The sequence below is a fragment of the Caballeronia sp. RCC_10 genome (assembly GCF_041360715.1).
GTDB lineage: Bacteria > Pseudomonadota > Gammaproteobacteria > Burkholderiales > Burkholderiaceae > Caballeronia > Caballeronia grimmiae.
Map to the genome: position 1 here is coordinate 15052 of NZ_JBFUPT010000007.1, position 16193 is coordinate 31244.

At 63.8% G+C, this 16193-nt stretch carries 16 protein-coding genes and 5 tRNA genes; 17 read left to right on the forward strand and 4 right to left on the reverse strand.

The annotated features are described in order from the left end of the window. Positions 1-28: 28 nt before the first annotated feature. The 9 genes from iscU (at position 29) to AB6804_RS14775 (ending at position 8985) form a co-directional block, all read left to right on the forward strand. On the forward strand, positions 29-457 hold the full coding sequence (gene iscU / locus AB6804_RS14735) for a Fe-S cluster assembly scaffold IscU (protein ID WP_035969238.1): 429 nt from the start codon (positions 29-31) through the stop codon (positions 455-457). A 125-nt stretch (positions 458-582) separates the two neighbouring features. Beyond that, the gene (iscA, locus tag AB6804_RS14740; protein WP_035969235.1) at positions 583-906 is read left to right on the forward strand and encodes an iron-sulfur cluster assembly protein IscA; all 324 of its coding nucleotides are present in this window, start codon (positions 583-585) and stop codon (positions 904-906) included. Positions 907-989: 83 nt separating this feature from the next. Continuing rightward, on the forward strand, positions 990-1517 hold the full coding sequence (hscB, locus tag AB6804_RS14745; RefSeq protein ID WP_370887064.1) for a Fe-S protein assembly co-chaperone HscB: 528 nt from the start codon (positions 990-992) through the stop codon (positions 1515-1517). 36 nt (positions 1518-1553) lie between these two features. Next, positions 1554-3419, forward strand: a complete 1866-nt coding sequence (gene hscA, locus AB6804_RS14750) for a Fe-S protein assembly chaperone HscA (protein WP_370887065.1) — start codon at positions 1554-1556, stop codon at positions 3417-3419. A 25-nt stretch (positions 3420-3444) separates the two neighbouring features. Further along, complete coding sequence (gene fdx / locus AB6804_RS14755) at positions 3445-3786, forward strand: ISC system 2Fe-2S type ferredoxin (protein ID WP_370887066.1); 342 nt, start codon at positions 3445-3447, stop codon at positions 3784-3786. Between the two features lie 14 nt (positions 3787-3800). Beyond that, positions 3801-3998, forward strand: a complete 198-nt coding sequence (gene iscX / locus AB6804_RS14760) for a Fe-S cluster assembly protein IscX (RefSeq protein ID WP_035969227.1) — start codon at positions 3801-3803, stop codon at positions 3996-3998. A gap of 336 nt (positions 3999-4334) precedes the next feature. Then, entirely contained in the window at positions 4335-7157 is a 2823-nt protein-coding gene (locus tag AB6804_RS14765) for a xanthine dehydrogenase family protein molybdopterin-binding subunit (RefSeq protein WP_370887067.1), read from the forward strand. Beyond that, positions 7154-7726, forward strand: coding sequence for a (2Fe-2S)-binding protein (locus tag AB6804_RS14770; protein WP_370887068.1), 573 nt, complete (start codon positions 7154-7156; stop codon positions 7724-7726). Before AB6804_RS14765 ends, AB6804_RS14770 begins: the two co-directional genes overlap by 4 nt. After that, positions 7723-8985 (forward strand): c-type cytochrome, encoded by a 1263-nt coding sequence (locus AB6804_RS14775; RefSeq protein WP_370887069.1) that lies wholly within the window; start codon positions 7723-7725, stop codon positions 8983-8985. The genes AB6804_RS14770 and AB6804_RS14775 overlap by 4 nt, the downstream gene beginning before the upstream one ends. Before the next feature lie 68 nt (positions 8986-9053). Here the strand turns inward: AB6804_RS14775 and AB6804_RS14780 are convergent, their stop codons facing one another. Next, positions 9054-9995: a patatin-like phospholipase family protein gene (locus AB6804_RS14780; protein ID WP_370887070.1), complete on the reverse strand. Its 942-nt coding sequence runs from the start codon at positions 9993-9995 to the stop codon at positions 9054-9056. 284 nt (positions 9996-10279) lie between these two features. Here AB6804_RS14780 and gltX point away from each other — a divergent pair, with 284 nt between their 5' ends. The 7 genes from gltX (at position 10280) to AB6804_RS14815 (ending at position 13223) form a co-directional block, all read left to right on the forward strand. Continuing rightward, positions 10280-11686, forward strand: a complete 1407-nt coding sequence (gltX, locus tag AB6804_RS14785) for a glutamate--tRNA ligase (RefSeq protein ID WP_370887071.1) — start codon at positions 10280-10282, stop codon at positions 11684-11686. Between the two features lie 134 nt (positions 11687-11820). Then, positions 11821-11896, forward strand: a tRNA-Ala gene (locus tag AB6804_RS14790). A 160-nt stretch (positions 11897-12056) separates the two neighbouring features. Then, positions 12057-12132: transfer RNA gene (locus AB6804_RS14795), tRNA-Glu, on the forward strand. Between the two features lie 75 nt (positions 12133-12207). After that, positions 12208-12284, forward strand: a tRNA-Asp gene (locus tag AB6804_RS14800). 72 nt (positions 12285-12356) lie between these two features. Continuing rightward, positions 12357-12432: transfer RNA gene (locus tag AB6804_RS14805), tRNA-Glu, on the forward strand. Positions 12433-12507: 75 nt separating this feature from the next. Continuing rightward, a tRNA-Asp gene (locus AB6804_RS14810) sits at positions 12508-12584 on the forward strand. A gap of 174 nt (positions 12585-12758) precedes the next feature. Next, positions 12759-13223, forward strand: a complete 465-nt coding sequence (locus AB6804_RS14815; RefSeq protein WP_370887072.1) for a GNAT family N-acetyltransferase — start codon at positions 12759-12761, stop codon at positions 13221-13223. A gap of 17 nt (positions 13224-13240) precedes the next feature. Here the strand turns inward: AB6804_RS14815 and AB6804_RS14820 are convergent, their stop codons facing one another. Beyond that, positions 13241-14074 carry a helix-turn-helix domain-containing protein gene (locus tag AB6804_RS14820; protein ID WP_370887073.1) on the reverse strand — a complete coding sequence of 278 codons (834 nt, stop codon included), beginning with the start codon at positions 14072-14074 and terminating at the stop codon, positions 13241-13243. A 146-nt stretch (positions 14075-14220) separates the two neighbouring features. Here AB6804_RS14820 and AB6804_RS14825 point away from each other — a divergent pair, with 146 nt between their 5' ends. After that, positions 14221-14637 carry a gamma-glutamylcyclotransferase gene (locus tag AB6804_RS14825; RefSeq protein ID WP_370887074.1) on the forward strand — a complete coding sequence of 139 codons (417 nt, stop codon included), beginning with the start codon at positions 14221-14223 and terminating at the stop codon, positions 14635-14637. A 101-nt stretch (positions 14638-14738) separates the two neighbouring features. On the opposite strand, the gene AB6804_RS14830 is transcribed toward AB6804_RS14825, so the two are convergent. Both AB6804_RS14830 and AB6804_RS14835 read right to left on the reverse strand, forming a co-directional pair. Continuing rightward, positions 14739-14984, reverse strand: a complete 246-nt coding sequence (locus AB6804_RS14830) for a hypothetical protein (RefSeq protein WP_244794558.1) — start codon at positions 14982-14984, stop codon at positions 14739-14741. Positions 14985-15275: 291 nt separating this feature from the next. Further along, positions 15276-15914 (reverse strand): YdcF family protein, encoded by a 639-nt coding sequence (locus AB6804_RS14835; protein WP_370887075.1) that lies wholly within the window; start codon positions 15912-15914, stop codon positions 15276-15278. Positions 15915-16193: the final 279 nt, after the last annotated feature.

The window sequence follows — 16193 nt, forward strand, 5'->3', positions numbered from 1 at the left end:
CGTCATCGAATAAAGGAGATTTTGAATCATGGCTTATAGCGACAAGGTTCTGGACCACTACGAAAACCCGCGCAACGTCGGCTCCTTCTCGAAGGACGACGACACCGTCGGCACCGGCATGGTTGGCGCGCCCGCTTGCGGCGACGTGATGAAGCTGCAAATCCGCGTCGGCGCGGACGGCGTGATCGAAGACGCGAAGTTCAAGACGTACGGCTGCGGCTCGGCCATCGCGTCGAGCTCGCTCGTCACCGAATGGGTGAAGGGCAAGACGCTGGACGAGGCGCTGTCGATCAAGAACACGCACATCGCCGAAGAACTGGCGCTGCCGCCGGTGAAGATCCACTGCTCGATTCTCGCGGAAGACGCGATCAAGGCAGCGGTCGCCGATTACAAGGAGCGTCACGGCGCAGCGGCTCCGCAAGCGCAGGAAGCGCAAGCGAAGCAGCAGGCAGCGTAAGGACGAGCGCGCGAGCATCAACGCGCGCATACGGTTTTCGAAGCAAGGCATGGCCGCAGCGGCGCCGCATCATCGGCGGCAACGCTGCGACAAGGCGGGATTTGAGCGCGAGAGACGCGAAGACTATGGCAATCACGTTGACGGAGAAGGCGGCACAACACGTGCAGAAGTATCTGACGCGACGCGGCAAGGGCCTCGGCCTGCGCCTGGGCGTGCGCACGACGGGCTGCTCGGGTCTGGCTTACAAGCTCGAGTATGTCGATGAATTCGCACCGGAAGATATGGTGTTCGAATCGGCCGGCGTGAAGGTCGTAATCGACCCGAAGAGCCTCGCGTACCTCGACGGCACCGAACTCGACTTCGCCCGCGAGGGGCTGAACGAGGGCTTTCGCTTCAATAATCCGAACGCGAAGGACGAATGCGGCTGCGGCGAATCGTTCCGCGTATGACGCGAGTGACGCCGGCGGTTTCGGCATAAGAGGCGGCGCTGGCCGCCTTTTTCATTCGCGTTTCTTGAACACACACCAACGTCATGGTCACGCTCACCGACAGTCACTTCGATCTCTTCGACCTGCCGCAGACGTTCGCCGTCGATCGCCAGAAGCTCGACGACGCCTATCGCACCGTGCAGGCGCAGGTTCATCCTGACCGCTTCGCCGCCGCCGGCGACGCCCAGCGACGCCTCGCGATGCAATGGGCGACGCGCGCGAACGAGGCGTATCAGACGCTGCGCGATCCGCTCAAGCGCGCGCGCTACATGCTGTCGCTGCGCGGCGTCGATGTCGGCGCGGAAAACAACACGGCGATGGAGCCGGCTTTCCTGATGCAGCAGATGGAATGGCGCGAGAATATCGAGGATGCCGCCGCCGCGAAGAACGTCGGCGCGCTCGAGGCATTGCTCGACGAACTGCGCGACGAAGAGCGCGTGCGCTTCACGAAGCTCGAAGCGCTGATCGACAGCAAGGCGGACCAGGCGGCGAGCGAAGCGGTGCGTCAGTTGATGTTCATCGAGCGCGTGGCGCATGAGATCGGCGAGCAGATCGAGCGGCTCGATCACTGACCAGCACGCGCCGGATACAACCCCACAAGACCAACGATGGCTTTACTGCAAATCTCAGAACCCGGCATGGCGCCTGCGCCGCACCAGCGGCGCGTCGCGGTCGGCATCGATCTCGGGACCACGAATTCCCTGGTGGCCGCCGTGCGTAACAGCGTGCCCGAAGCGCTGCCCGACGAGGACGGCCACGTGCTGCTGCCGTCCGTCGTGCGCTATCTGGACAAGGGCGGCCGGCGCATCGGCCGGATCGCGAAGGAAGAAGCCGCCACCGATCCGCGCAACACGATCGTCTCAGTCAAGCGCTTCATGGGTCGCGGCAAGACCGAAGTGGAGGGCGCGGAAAACGCGCCGTACGACTTCATTGACGCGCCGGGCATGGTGCAGATCCGCACCGTCGATGGCGTGAAAAGCCCGGTCGAAGTATCGGCGGAGATTCTTGCGACGCTGCGCTATCGCGCGGAAGACACGCTCGGCGAGGATCTCGTCGGCGCGGTCATCACCGTGCCCGCCTATTTCGATGAAGCGCAGCGCCAGGCGACCAAGGACGCGGCGAAGCTCGCGGGCCTGAACGTGCTGCGCCTGCTGAACGAACCGACCGCGGCCGCGATCGCCTATGGCCTCGACAATGGCGCGGAAGGTCTCTACGCGGTGTATGACCTCGGCGGCGGCACCTTCGATCTGTCGATTCTCAAGCTGACGAAGGGCGTCTTCGAAGTGCTCGCGGCGGGCGGCGATTCCGCGCTCGGCGGCGACGACTTCGATCATGCGCTGTACCGGCATGTGCTTGCCCAGGCGGGCGTTCAGCCGGAAGCGCCGGAGGACGTGCGCCTGCTGCTCGATCACGTGCGCACCGCGAAGGAAGCGCTCTCGTCGGCGAACGAAGCGCGCGTGCAGGCGACGCTGTCGACGGGCGTGCACATCGACGTGGCCGTGACCGAAGCGCAGTTCGCCGCGCTGACCGAATCGCTCGTCGCCCGCACGCTCGGGCCGACGAAAAAGGCGCTGCGCGACGCGAAAGTCACGCCCGCCGACATCAAGGGCGTCGTGCTGGTCGGCGGCGCGACGCGCATGCCGGTCATCCGCCGCGCGGTCGAGGCGTTCTTCGGCCAGCCGCCGCTCGTCAATCTCGATCCCGATCAGGTCGTCGCGCTCGGCGCCGCGGTTCAGGCGGATTTGCTCGCGGGCAACCGGCGCGGCGAAGGCGACGACTGGCTGTTGCTCGACGTGATCCCGCTGTCGCTCGGCGTCGAAACGATGGGCGGCCTCACCGAAAAGATCATCCCGCGCAATTCGACGATCCCGACCGCCCGCGCCCAGGATTTCACGACCTTCAAGGACGGCCAGACGGCGATGGCGATCCACGTCGTGCAGGGTGAGCGCGAGCTTGTCTCCGACTGCCGGTCGCTTGCGCGCTTCGAACTGCGCGGCATTCCGCCGATGGCCGCGGGCGCCGCGCGTATTCGCGTCACGTATCAGGTCGACGCGGACGGCCTGCTGTCCGTGTTCGCTCGCGAGCAGTTGTCGGGCGTGGAGGCGTCGGTGGTGGTGAAGCCGTCCTACGGTCTCGCCGATGACGACGTCGCCCGCATGCTCGAAGAGAGCTTCAAGACCGCCGAGACGGACATGCGCGCCCGCGCGCTGCGCGAGGCGCAGGTCGAAGCGGAGCGCCTCGTCGAAGCGACGCACGCGGCCATCGCCGCTGACGCCGAGCTGCTCGACGACGCCGAGCGCGCGCAGATTGACACGCTCGCGGCCGAACTGGCGACGCTTTCGAAGGGCGAATCGACGCAGCAGATCGAAGACGCGACGAAGGCGCTATCCGCCGCCACCGACGAGTTCGCCGCGCGCCGCATGAACAAGAGCATTCGCCGCGCGCTCGCCGGCCGCAAGCTCGACGACGTCTGATCCACTCAAGTATCCACGGAAAACCATGCCTCAAATCGTTGTGCTGCCTCATGTCGAACTCTGCCCGGACGGCGCGGTGATCGACGCCGATGTCGGCAAGAGCATCTGTGACAACCTGCTGGAACACGGCATTGAAATCGAGCATGCGTGCGAGAAGTCGTGCGCGTGCACGACCTGCCACGTCATCATCCGGGAGGGTTTCAACGCGCTGGAACCGTCGGAGGAGACCGAAGACGATCTCCTCGACAAGGCCTGGGGCCTGGAACCGACTTCGCGGTTATCATGTCAGGCGATGATGCCGGCCGAGGACGACCTGGTGGTCGAGATTCCCCGGTACTCCATCAATCATGCCAAGGAAAATCACTGACAGGAGGCTCGCCCATGAAGTGGACGGATACCCAGGAGATCGCGATGGCGCTCACCGACGCGCATCAGGATGTCGATCCCCAATACGTGCGTTTCACGGATCTGCATCGCTGGGTGACGGAACTCGACGGTTTCGACGACGATCCTCAAAAATCCAACGAAAAAATCCTCGAAGCGATTCAGGCGGCGTGGATCGAAGACGCGGATTACTGAATTCCCCACTGCATCGGCTTCAAAGAACGGCGGCGCTCGCGAGAGGCCGCCGTTTTTCATTTGGCGCGCGCCATCCACAGTCCGCACGGCTTGCCGCCCGCGAATCTTGACAGAACTTGACGCCGCCAGCGTTGTTCACGCTTCCCCTGCCACTTAAAATCGCGCCCGCTGTGTGCCGGCAAGCAACGCCGGCCGCAATCCATCTCGCCCAGACGCCGCAGTAATTGGCGCGTCGATGTTTGGCATCACGAACAAAATCTTACATGCCCGCGTCGAGCCGGCGTGTGGCCGTCCGTCCAACGGATGGTTTCCGGGCGTTCATTTTAGGAGAAGTACATGGGAAAACTCGGCCTGTCGCGTCGTGGTTTTCTGAAGGCGGGCGCGCTCGCAGGCGTGTCGGTTTTCATTGCGCCCCTGGGCAGCCGCGCGTTCGCGGCCCTGTTCGAAGAAAAGATCCTGACACCCGTGCAGTGGGATGCGGCGAGCGGAAACGCGAAGTTTCGCATCGACGGCATCGCGAAAGTAACGGGCGCGAAAGTGTTCGCTCGCGACATCCGCGCGAAGGACATGCCGCACTGGCCGCAGGAGCAGTCGCACGCGCTCGTTCTGCGCACGACGCTCGCGGATCGCACTTACGCGGGCATCGATCTTTCGTCGCTCGACGGCGGGCTCGCGCCTGATCGCGTCGTTACTGCCGACGATCTGGCGCGCGACAAGCTCGCGTTTCCCGCTTTCTACGGCGACGACATGTTGTTGCCGGCCGGCAAGACGCCCGCGTATCTCGGGCAGGCGGTCGCGATTCTGATTTATCACGATTTCGCGCGCTTCCGTCTCGCGAAGGACAAGCTGCAGTTCCGCGAAGGCGTCGTCCGTTACGGCGAGCGCACGGCGTTCGTCGAGCGCGATCCGTGGGCGACGTTCCGCTTCGTGCGCGTCGGCGGCAAGACGCCGTATGACGACGACACCTTCTCCAGCATGAAGGACTCGCCGCTCTTCCCGCACATGATGAAGAAGCGCGAGCCGGTCTGGGCCGATGCCCACGAGCACGGCAAGCTCGACGAGCAGGGCGTGTTTCACGCGCAGGCCATCGCCGACGAGCTGGATCATCCGCCGGCGGAATGGCTCGTGGTGGATCGCGAGTACAAGACGCAATCCGTCGATACCGCCGCGCTCGAGCCGGATAACGCGAACTGCTGGTACGACGCCGCGACGCAATCGCTGCACTTGGTCATCCCGACGCAGGGACCGCATGAAGTGGCGCAAAGCGCGCTGGAGATGGCGGGCAAGTCGCGCTTCCCGGTGAAGAACCTTTTCCTGCATCCGTGCTACACGGTCGGCTACGGCTCGAAGGATCACTACAACGTGCCGTTCTATGGTCTCGTCGCGGCCATGTACGGTGACGGCCGCCCGGTGCGCCTCGCGTTCGACCGCTTCGAGCAGTTCCAGACCTCGCTCAAGCGCCACGCATTCGACATGCGCTATCGCATGGCGGTCGACAAGAAGACCGGCCAGATTCAGTCGTTCAAGGGCGACTTCAGCGCGAACGGCGGCGGACGCTGCAACTTCTCGCCGTCGGTGGCGATGGTCGGCGCAACCGCTGCGCAATCCATCTACTACATTCCGAAGAGCGATCTCATCGCGGTCGCGACTGCATCGCGCGCGGTCGACGCCGGCTCGGCGCGCGGCTACGGCACGCTGCAGAGCATGGCAGCCACCGAGATGCTGATCGACGATATCGCCGCGCAGCTCGATATCGATCCGATCGACTTGCGCCTCAAGAACGTGATGCGCAGCGGCATGAAGAACACGCAGGGCGCGATCCCCGCCGGCGCCGTGCGCGCCGAGGACGTGTTGCGCAAGGCGAAGACGCATCCGCTGTGGACGGAGCGTGCGAAGCGCAAGGTGGAATACGAGGCCGCGCATCCGGGCATGCGCTATGGCGTCGGCTTTGCCTGCACGCAGAAGGACTTCGGCACCGGTGCGGAAAGCGCGTTTGCGAAGGTCGAGTTCACGGCGGACGGGCGCATCGCGCTGTCGCACTCGGGCGCGGAAATCGGCACCGGATCGTCGACGGCGCAGGCGCTCGTCGTCGCGAAATGGCTGGGCAAGCCGGCCTCCGAGGTTCACATGGCGGTCACGGACTGGATCGATTTGCCGGTCGTGACGAGCGGCGATCCGTACATCATGTCGCAGGCGGAGCAGGAGCGCCTGAGCGCGAATCCACGCTGGTCGCCGGCCTACATGTCGCCGGCGAGCGCGACGAACTCGGCGTACTACTTCTCGCACGCCACGCGCGAGGCGGCGCGCGTCGTGTTCCGTCACGGCCTGTGGCCCGCTGCGATGGCGATCTGGTCGGAAGGCATCGGCGGCGGGCAGGCGACGTCGTTCATCGTGCGTATCGAGGATGCGCGCTGGGTCGACGGCAAGCTCTCCGCCGACGGCCTCGAACCGATTGCCTTCGAAGTCCTCGCGAAGAAAGCACACGACCTCGGCCTCGTGACGGGCGCGGTCGTGCACACGTTCAACCGCTGGCAATGGAGCGAGGCGCAATTCGATATCGCGGGCACGCCCGACCGGCTTCCGCTCGATGGCCTCTCGGTGCGCTTCGGCGGCGAAGGCGCGCAAGAGACGGGCAAGGCCGCCGCCAAGGGCTACACGGTGCTCGATCGCAAGAAGCTGATGATCCCGCCCGTGCAGCGCAATAACGCGATGGTCACGTACTACAGCGCGATCGGCACGCTCGTCGAACTGGCGGTGAACGAGGCAAGCGGCAAGGTCGAACTGCTGTCGCATCACTCGATCATGGAATGCGGCAACCAGATCTCGCCGCAACTCGTGTCGGGCCAGTTGCACGGCGGCCTCGCGATGGGCATCGGCCACGCGCTGCACGAATATCTGCCGCTCTACGAAGACGGCCCCGGCAACGGCACCTGGAACTTCAACCGCTATCACTTGCCGCTCGCAAGCGACGTCGCCGTGTGGAAACAGACCGGCGAAGTGCTGCCGCCGCTCAGTGAGACCGACCCGCCGAAAGGCATCGCCGAAGTCGTGATGATCCCGGTGGTCGGAGCCATCGTCAACGCGATCGCGCATGCGATCGGCCATCGCTTCACCGATTTGCCGGTGACGCCGAAGAACATTCAGGAGGTGCTCGCATGACGGCCATCCAATCCGCCGCGGGCGTCGAAACACGCCCGCTCTCGATGACCATCAACGGCAACAAGGTCGGGCCGATGCAAGTCCCCGCCGGTCTGCCGATGATCGATTTCCTGCACGAGTACGCAGGCCTCACGGGCTCGCGGCTCGGCTGCGGGCAGGGCGTCTGCCACGCGTGCGTCGTCATCGTGGATCGCGCCGACGGCACGAGCGAGGAAGTGCGCACGTGCATCAACGGCGCGCATTTCTTCGATGGCAAGACCGTGCGGACCATCGAAGGCCACGCGAAGCGCAACGAGCAGGGCGAAGTCGTCGAACTCGCGCCGGTGCAGCAGAAGTTCCTCGAGCACTTCAGCTTTCAGTGCGGCTATTGCACGCCCGGCTTCGTCAACGCGACGACCGTGCTGCTGGAGCAGCTCAAGCGCGAGCCGATCGCGAAGGATCGGATCGAAGCGACCATCATGGACGCGCTCAACGATCACATCTGCCGCTGCACCGGCTACGTTCGCTACTACGAGGCGGTGAAGGACCTCGTGCTGTCCACGCCGGGACTCGTGAAGGACGCCGCATGATGGGATCGACCGTAACCGTCACTCGCCGCTTCTCCCGCGCAATGCGCGCGTTGCCGCTCGTTCTCGCGGCAGCCGGCGCATTCGCGTTGTCCGCCTGCGGCAGCCATGAGAACGCTGCGCCGAAGACCAGTTCGCCGGAGCTGGTCGCGCGTGGTCGCTATCTCACGCAAGCCGCCGATTGCGCCGCGTGCCACACCTCGACGGGCGGCGCGCCGTTCGCGGGCGGCGTGAAACTGGAATCGCAGTTCGGCACGTTCCATGGCACGAACATCACGCCGGATCCGAAATACGGCATCGGCCAGTGGAGCGCGGACGACTTCTACGCCGCACTTCACGACGGCAAGACGCCGAAGGGCAAGCTGTATCCGGCGATGCCGTACACGTCGTATCGGCAGATGACGCCCGAGGACAGCGATGCGATCTACGCCTATCTGATGTCGCAGAAGCCGGCGGCCGTGCCGAACATCGGCGCCGATCTCAAGTTCCCGTACAACGTGCGCTTTGCCGTGCGTTTCTGGGACGCGCTGTTCCTGAAGGATCAGTTGCCCGACGCCTCGACGGGACATTCCGCCGACTGGACGCGCGGCCGCTATCTGGCCAACGCGCTCGGTCACTGCACGGAATGTCACACGCCGCGCGGCGCGTTCGGTCAGCTTCAGGGCGCGCAGACACTGCAGGGCGGAACGCTCGGACGCGTCGGCGCGCCGGACATTACGCCCGCCGCACTGGCGGCGCGCGGCTGGACCGGTCCGGATCTGCAGGCGTTCTTCTCCACCGGTTTCGCGAAGCAAGGCTCGGCGTTCAGCGAGATGCATCCGGTCGTTTATCTGAGCACGCAGCATCTGAATCCGGACGATCTGCGCGCGCTGACGGTGTATCTGCTGGGCGATGCGCCGCCCGCACCCGCGCCGATGACAGTCCAGAGCGGCGATGCCGCGCAACTGGCGGCGGGCCGCAATCTTTATCTCGATTCCTGCGCCGGCTGTCACGGACGCGAGGGCGAGGGCAAGCCGCATGTCGCAGTGGCGATGAATCAGAACTCGACGCTGCGTCAGAGCGATCCGCGCAACCTGATCGTCTCGATGCTCGACGGTATCGAAGCGCAGGCGTTTCCGGGCATCGAAAGCATGCAGCACATGCCCGGTTTCGCCGGCACGTATAGCGACGAGCAGATCGCGCAGTTGACGAACTATCTGCGCGCGACGTGGGGCGGGCAGCGAAGCGACGTCACGGCCGACAAGGTGAAGTCCTTGCGCTAAAGAGAGAAGGCCACGCAGATGCGTGGCCTTCGTCTTCTTGGATCGCCCAACTAGCTTCAGCGTGTCGTTCAAACGCGCACGCCGCGCTCCGCAAGCTGCCGCTGGAGCGCCGGCCACATCTTCGAGACTGCTTCTTCGCCCGCCAGGATCGCTGCGTTGCGCTGACTGAAGTCGCTACTGCTCATCGCGTTGAGATTCGGGCGAATGACCGCGTCCGCGTATTTGTCGAGTTCATAGGCCTTGATCGACTGGCCCATGATCGTGAAGGTCTGCATCAGCACGTCGAACGAACTCTGCGTGAGCGCGGTTTCCGGACGCGCGGAGATGTCGACGGCGATCACGAAATCCGCGCCCATCTTGTGCGCGAACGCAGCCGGCACCGGGCTGACGAGGCCGCCATCGACGTATTCGTGGCCGCCGATTTTCACCGGCTCGAAAATGGACGGCACGCTGCACGACGCGCGCACCGCGATGCCGGTATTGCCGCGCTGAAAGAGGATCGGCTGGCCGCTCCTGAGATCCGTGGCGACGATGCCGAGCGGCTTCGCCATCTTCTCGATCGGCCGATTGTCGAGCGTCCTGTTGAGATAGTTCTGCAACGCGACGCCTTGCAGGATGCCACGCGTGCGAAAGGGCATCGCCCAGTCGCTGATCGACGCTTCGTCCATCGTCAGCGCGAGCTTGTTGATCGCGATGCCGTTCATCCCCGAAGCGTACAAGGCCGCGATCACGGAACCCGCGCTCGTGCCAGCCACCAGATCGACCGGCACGTTGCGGGCCTCGAGCGCCTTGATGACGCCGATGTGAGCGAAGCCGCGCGCCGCGCCGCCGCCGAGCGCGAGACCGATGCGGGCCGGACGCTGCGAACCTGCGTTAGGCGCGGGCGTGGCCGCGACGGGCGCGCCGCCGCCGGAGCTGCCGCCGCCCGTGGTGGTGCAGGCGGCGAGAACGGACGATGCCGCCGCGAGCGAAAAGGCGCGGCGCGAAAGACGAGGTGACGATGACTTCAAGGCGAACTCCAGCGGTGCGACGGGTGCGACGAGTGTAAAAGGGCCGGCTTTCGAGGACGGTTTCGCGTGCGAGGGAAAACGGCGCGCACATCATAAAACAAAGCCGGGCGGGGCGGCGCGAAGCGGTCGACGAGTATAATTTCGTCTCATTTTCTAGGTGGCGCGCGCCTCGTGCCCACGGCGCTTTTCGTTCCGTCAGAGCGCTTCGAGCAACCGATTGTGGGGACGCGCGAAGGCATCGCGGTTTGCGAGCGCCGGCCATCGAGTATTTCGAGAACAACGCAATGACCCAAGTCCGTACACGCTTCGCCCCGAGCCCGACCGGCTTCATCCATCTCGGCAATATCCGCTCCGCGCTCTATCCGTGGGCGTTCGCGCGCAAGATGAAGGGCACCTTCGTGCTGCGCATCGAGGACACGGACGTGGAGCGCTCAACGGAAGCATCCGTCGATGCCATCCTCGAAGGCATGGCGTGGCTCGGCCTCGACTTCGACGAAGGCCCGTTCTATCAGATGCAGCGCATGGATCGCTATCGCGAGGTCGTCGCGCAGATGCTCGAAAGCGGGCTTGCGTACCACTGCTACATGTCGACGGAAGAACTCGACGCGCTGCGCGAACGTCAGCGCGCCGCAGGGGAGAAGCCGCGCTACGACGGCACGTGGCGCCCGGAGCCGGGCAAGGTGCTGCCGCCGGTGCCCGAAGGCGTGCAGCCGGTCGTGCGCTTTCGCAATCCGCTGACGGGCGTCGTCGCGTGGGACGATGCAGTGAAGGGGCGTATCGAAATCTCGAACGAAGAACTCGACGATCTCGTGATCGCGCGCCCCGACGGCACGCCGACGTACAACTTCTGCGTCGTCGTCGACGATCTCGACATGAAGATCACCCATGTCATTCGCGGTGACGATCACGTGAATAACACGCCGCGCCAGATCAACATCCTGCGCGCGCTGGGCGGCGAGCCGCCGGTGTACGCGCATCTGCCGACCGTGCTGAACGAGCAGGGCGAGAAGATGAGCAAGCGCCACGGCGCGATGAGCGTCGTCGGTTATCGCGATGCGGGCTATCTGCCGGAAGCGGTTGTGAACTATCTCGCGCGCCTCGGCTGGTCGCACGGCGATGCGGAAATCTTCTCGCGCGAGCAGTTCGTCGAGTGGTTCGATCTGGACCATCTCGGCAAGTCGCCGGCGCAGTACGACCACGACAAGCTCAACTGGCTGAACGCGCACTACATCAAGGAAGCGGACAACGCGCGGCTCGCGGAGCTGGCAAGGCCGTTCCTCGCGGAAGCCGGAATCGACGCCGCGGCCATCGACGGCGGCGCGCCGCTGGATCAGGTTGTCGCGCTGCTGAAGGATCGCGCATCGACGGTCAAGGAGATCGCTGAGAACGCCGCGATGTTCTATCGCGAGCCGGTCATCGAACCTGACGCCTACGCGCAGCACGTGACCGACGCGGTGCGCCCGGCGATAGCCGATCTGCGCACGGCGCTCGAAAACGCAGAATGGAGCAAGGAGGCGATCTCGGCCGCGTTCAAATCGACGCTGAGCGCGCACAAGCTCAAGATGCCGCAACTCGCGATGCCGGTTCGTCTGCTCGTCGCGGGCACGACGCATACGCCCTCCATCGACATCGTGTTGATGCTGTTCGGTCGCGAAACCGTGCTGCGCCGGCTCGGCAAGGCGGCTGCCTGATGAAGCGGCGCGCAATGGGCGAAAGCGCCCATTGCGCGCGAAAGCGGCGGACAGGCAAAAAAAGTTCGATTGTTCGGCCAGAAGGTATTTACAAGTTCGAAAACGGCCGCTAGAATCTCGTTTCTGTTCTGCAAGGGGGTATAGCTCAGCTGGGAGAGCGCTTGCATGGCATGCAAGAGGTCAGCGGTTCGATCCCGCTTACCTCCACCAAAGAACAGATGAAGTGAATTTGCGAAGTAGTTGCCGAAACCGCAAGCCGCAAAAAATACTTCACAAGATACTCGAAGTTGTTTAGAATCTCGGTCTTCGTTGATTCGAAGCAGCAAAAGAATCAGCGAAGTAAGTTGTAAAGACAGAATCACAAGTTTCTGTCCCCTTCGTCTAGAGGCCTAGGACATCACCCTTTCACGGTGAGTACAGGGGTTCGAATCCCCTAGGGGACGCCAGAACATCGGCGGCTGCTAGTTGAAAGCGCTGCGAGTTTCATGAGCCAGGCAGGCACGTGAGACGATGAAAGAGTTGGAGCGGTAGTTCAGTTGGTTAGAATACCGGCCTGTCACGCCGGGGGTCGCGGGTTCGAGTCCCGTCCGCTCCGCCAATGCCTTGCGAGCAGGAGTAGTCCGGCTGATTAGCCGGTTTTTTTTCGCCGCAGGGTTGCAATAAGTTTGTTGTCCCCTTCGTCTAGAGGCCTAGGACATCACCCTTTCACGGTGAGTACAGGGGTTCGAATCCCCTAGGGGACGCCAGAACATCGGCGGCTGCTAGTTAAGCGCTGCACGTTTCGCGAGATTCATCACTCTCGCGGGCGCGATGAAAGAGTTGGAGCGGTAGTTCAGTTGGTTAGAATACCGGCCTGTCACGCCGGGGGTCGCGGGTTCGAGTCCCGTCCGCTCCGCCAGCTCATGATGAGAAAATCCAGCCTTCGGGCTGGATTTTTTTTGCCCTTTCTTCCCGTATTCGCTGCCTGCTTTACTGATCAAGCGGAAACCACGCTGCGATCCTCGCATTTTGATTGCCAGCACGCTCGCGCTGTCATAGTGTGGAGGCACTGTCCCGTGCCTGCATGCGTGCGATGCTCGACCCGACCGAAGACCTTTCCCTCTATCAACTCCGCCAGGCGACGATGGCCGATTTCGCCTTCGCCGAAGCGCTCACGCACGACAACATGGTCGGCTACTACCGGCGGCATAACCTCGTCTGGCGCGGGGATCTCTTCCTGTCGAGCTGGCGGGAGTCGGAGAACTTCATACTGCAAGCGGACGGCGTGCCAATCGGCATGATGCGCGTCACCGAGGAACATCACTCCCTTCATATCCGCGACGTGCAGATTGCGCAGGGCTATCGCGGGCGGGGCGCTGGCACTTTCCTGCTCAATACCGCCCACCGGTGGGCCCGCGCGCGAGGTCTGGCGGAATGCCAACTGCGCGTGTTCGTCGATAACCCCGCCGCGCGGCTTTATATGCGCATGGGCTATCGACCGGCCGGGCCGCGGCTGGCGCAACTCGGCGCGATACGGCACATGGTGCGGCGCGTCTGAGGCTTTCGACATAGCCCTCAAAGGCTGTCGCCGTTGCCCCCGTCGCTGGAATCGCGTGCGAAGAAGGCGCGGGGGCTTTCGCCGAAGGCGCGGCGGAACATCGCCGAGAACGCACTCTGACTCTGATAACCCAACTCGCGTGCAACCTGCGCGAGCGGCCGCCCCTGGCTCAAGAGCGGAATGGCACGCGCGAGTACCGCCTGCTGACGCCACTGTGAAAAGCTCACACCCAGTTCCCGCCTGAAAAGCCGCGCGATGGTCCGCGTACTCGCGCCCGCTTCCGATGACCAGCGCTCCAGGTCCGCGTGCGAGGGGTCCGCGAGCACCGCGTTGCAGAGTGAGCGCAGGCGCTTTTCCGTGGGCATCGGCACGGAAAGCGGCAAGGGCTGAGAGCGGATGATTTCATCGAGCGCGAGGGTGCCGAGCAGCCGCTCGCGCTCGCGGGTGATCGGCTTGTCATCGAGCGCTGCAATCACTTCCCGCAATAGCGGCGATACTTCGACGACACGGCATGCATCGAGGCCTGGCGGCACGACGCTGGCATCGACGTACAGCGTGCGCAGATACGCGTCCTCGACGATCACGACTTCGTGGGTCACGTTGGGCGGCACCCAGATCGCGCGCGAAGGCGGCACCATCCAGGTGGAATCGGCGGTCGCGACGCGCAGCACGCCGCGCGATGTGTACGCCACCTGCGCCCACGCATGCGTATGCAGCGCGATCCGCACGCCGGACGGCACCGGGCGGGAGCGCACGCGGATGGGATGGTCAAGCGTCGGCGAATGCTCGACGGGAATGTCGAGATGTTCGACTTCCTCGTTGATCGGCCGTGAATCGGCGAAGGACGCCATGTTCGTATCGGTCTGTGCTCGTGGTGCATGACGGCGCTGGACACTGGCCGCGACCCGTCGATGTTAATCGAGCATCGAACGCAGCGGGTTTTTGAGCGGCGATAATGGTCGCTCACCTGATTATCGACGTGGGAGCGGTTTCTCCGATGCAATACGTTTTCGTGTACGGCACGCTGCGGGCGGGCGAAGTCAACGATATCAACGCGGCTGCACAACGTCATGCGATTGCGGCGCCGATCAGAATCGGCGCTGCGCACGTGGCCGGCCGTTTATACGATTTCGGCTCGTATCCGGGACTGGTGCTGGACGACGCAGGCACGCCCATTCATGGGGAGGTGTATCAGATCGAAGACGCGCTCGTGCCCGTGCTGGATGAGATAGAACACGTGTATCCGGGCGTGGAAGGGCTTTTTCGCGCGCATCGTTTGCACGTCGAACTCGAGCTGGACGGCGCGGCGACGCCCATCGACTGTCTGATCTACCCGGTGACGGCGGCGGCGGCGCAAGGACTGCCGCGCATAGAAGGTGGCGACTGGATCGCGCACCGGACTGCTCGCGGCTAAGCGCGAAACGAAAGTAAAAAGCAACCCACGCCGTCACGCGACGCGCGTGCATCGCAGTGACGGCGCGGCGACCCGCGCTGCGGGCCGGAAGCCGAAGCGCCTTACTCGGCGGATTGTTTCTTCGACTTGCCGTGCGACTTCTTGTGATGGCCCGACTTGCCCGACGTCGACTGGTCCATCTGCATGTCTTGCATGCTCGACTGACGCGATTGCAGCGCCTGCGCGCGCGATTCGACGTCCGCGATGGTTGCGGGATCCGTGCTCATCCGCACGCCTTGTTCGCTTTGCGCATATGCCGATGCGACTGCGCTAATGGACAACAGAACAGCCAGGGACACTTTCTTCATTTTTAGCTCCTAATAGCAGTTGAACCCGGGAATCGCCTGCCGATCCGGTTGGACAGACGCATCGATACGAGCAAAAAGCGCTCCTGCCGATGACGGCGCGCTCGCGCGTCAAATGATGACGGCGATGACGCGGGCCAGCCGGCGGGCGACGATTCCGCCTCGTCGATCGTAAGCTTAAAACAAGTCCGCAAGATGTCGGACAGGCAATTTCGTCCAGCCATCGAGGCCGGAGCGAAATCATACCGGCGCGTTCCGGTACTTTCTAGTCCTGACTATTTTGGTATGGCGCCCCTAATAAAGATGCAGCCAGCGATAGACATGAAACCGCGCCAGTCCGACGAGTTCATGCAGCGCCAACTCGCTGTTTTCGAAGCTCTTGAAGCGCGGAATGAGCGTGAGCCGTGAGCGCCGCACGTCGGAGACATAGGGCTGTGGTTCATAGCCGAACGCCTCGAACGCCCGGACAGAACGCCGCATGTGATAAGCCGACGTGATGACGATCAAAGCGCCATCGTGCGCGTTCCCTAAGATATCGGCTACGTTCTGTGCGTTCTCGTAGGTGTTCAGGCTTTTGTTCTCGCGCGCGAGGTCGGCGGACGGCACTCCGCGCGCCAGGACGTAAGGCGCATAGTTGTCGGCTTCCGCTTGACCGTGATCCTGCGGGTCGCCGCCGCTCACGATGACGCGGCACGACGCGCCTTTCGCGCGGCACTCGCGATAAACCTGCGCCGCGGCATCGATGCGCGGCATCGCGGCCCGCTTGGGGACGAGTCCGGCGTCGCTGCGGGAAGTGCCGCCGCCCATCAGGACAATCGTCGTTTTAGGGGCGAAGGCAGGCGGTATCGTCTTTTCATAACCGTACTGTGCGAGAGCGAACAGCGGCCTCGCAAACCAGCCTGTACCGAAGCCCCAGGCGAGCAACAGGCCCACGATGGCGATCTGCTTGCGCCTTCGCGGCCAAAGCGCTAACAATGCGAAAAAAAGCAGCAATAAAGTAAATAGAACCAATTTGATTGGGGTAACGTATTGGTTTAAGGACAATTCGCTCCGTCATCGTGTGTTCGAGAGCGCATCGGCGGGGATGTAGAAGGCGCGTGATCAGCGCGCGTCAACGGGGGTTTTAAGAGAAAGCAGCACCTAACGCAAGCGGCGGCCAAACATTCAGGCTGCGAACGGCGGTCTCGCTCGTCAGCGCGAAATTCGGCGCGC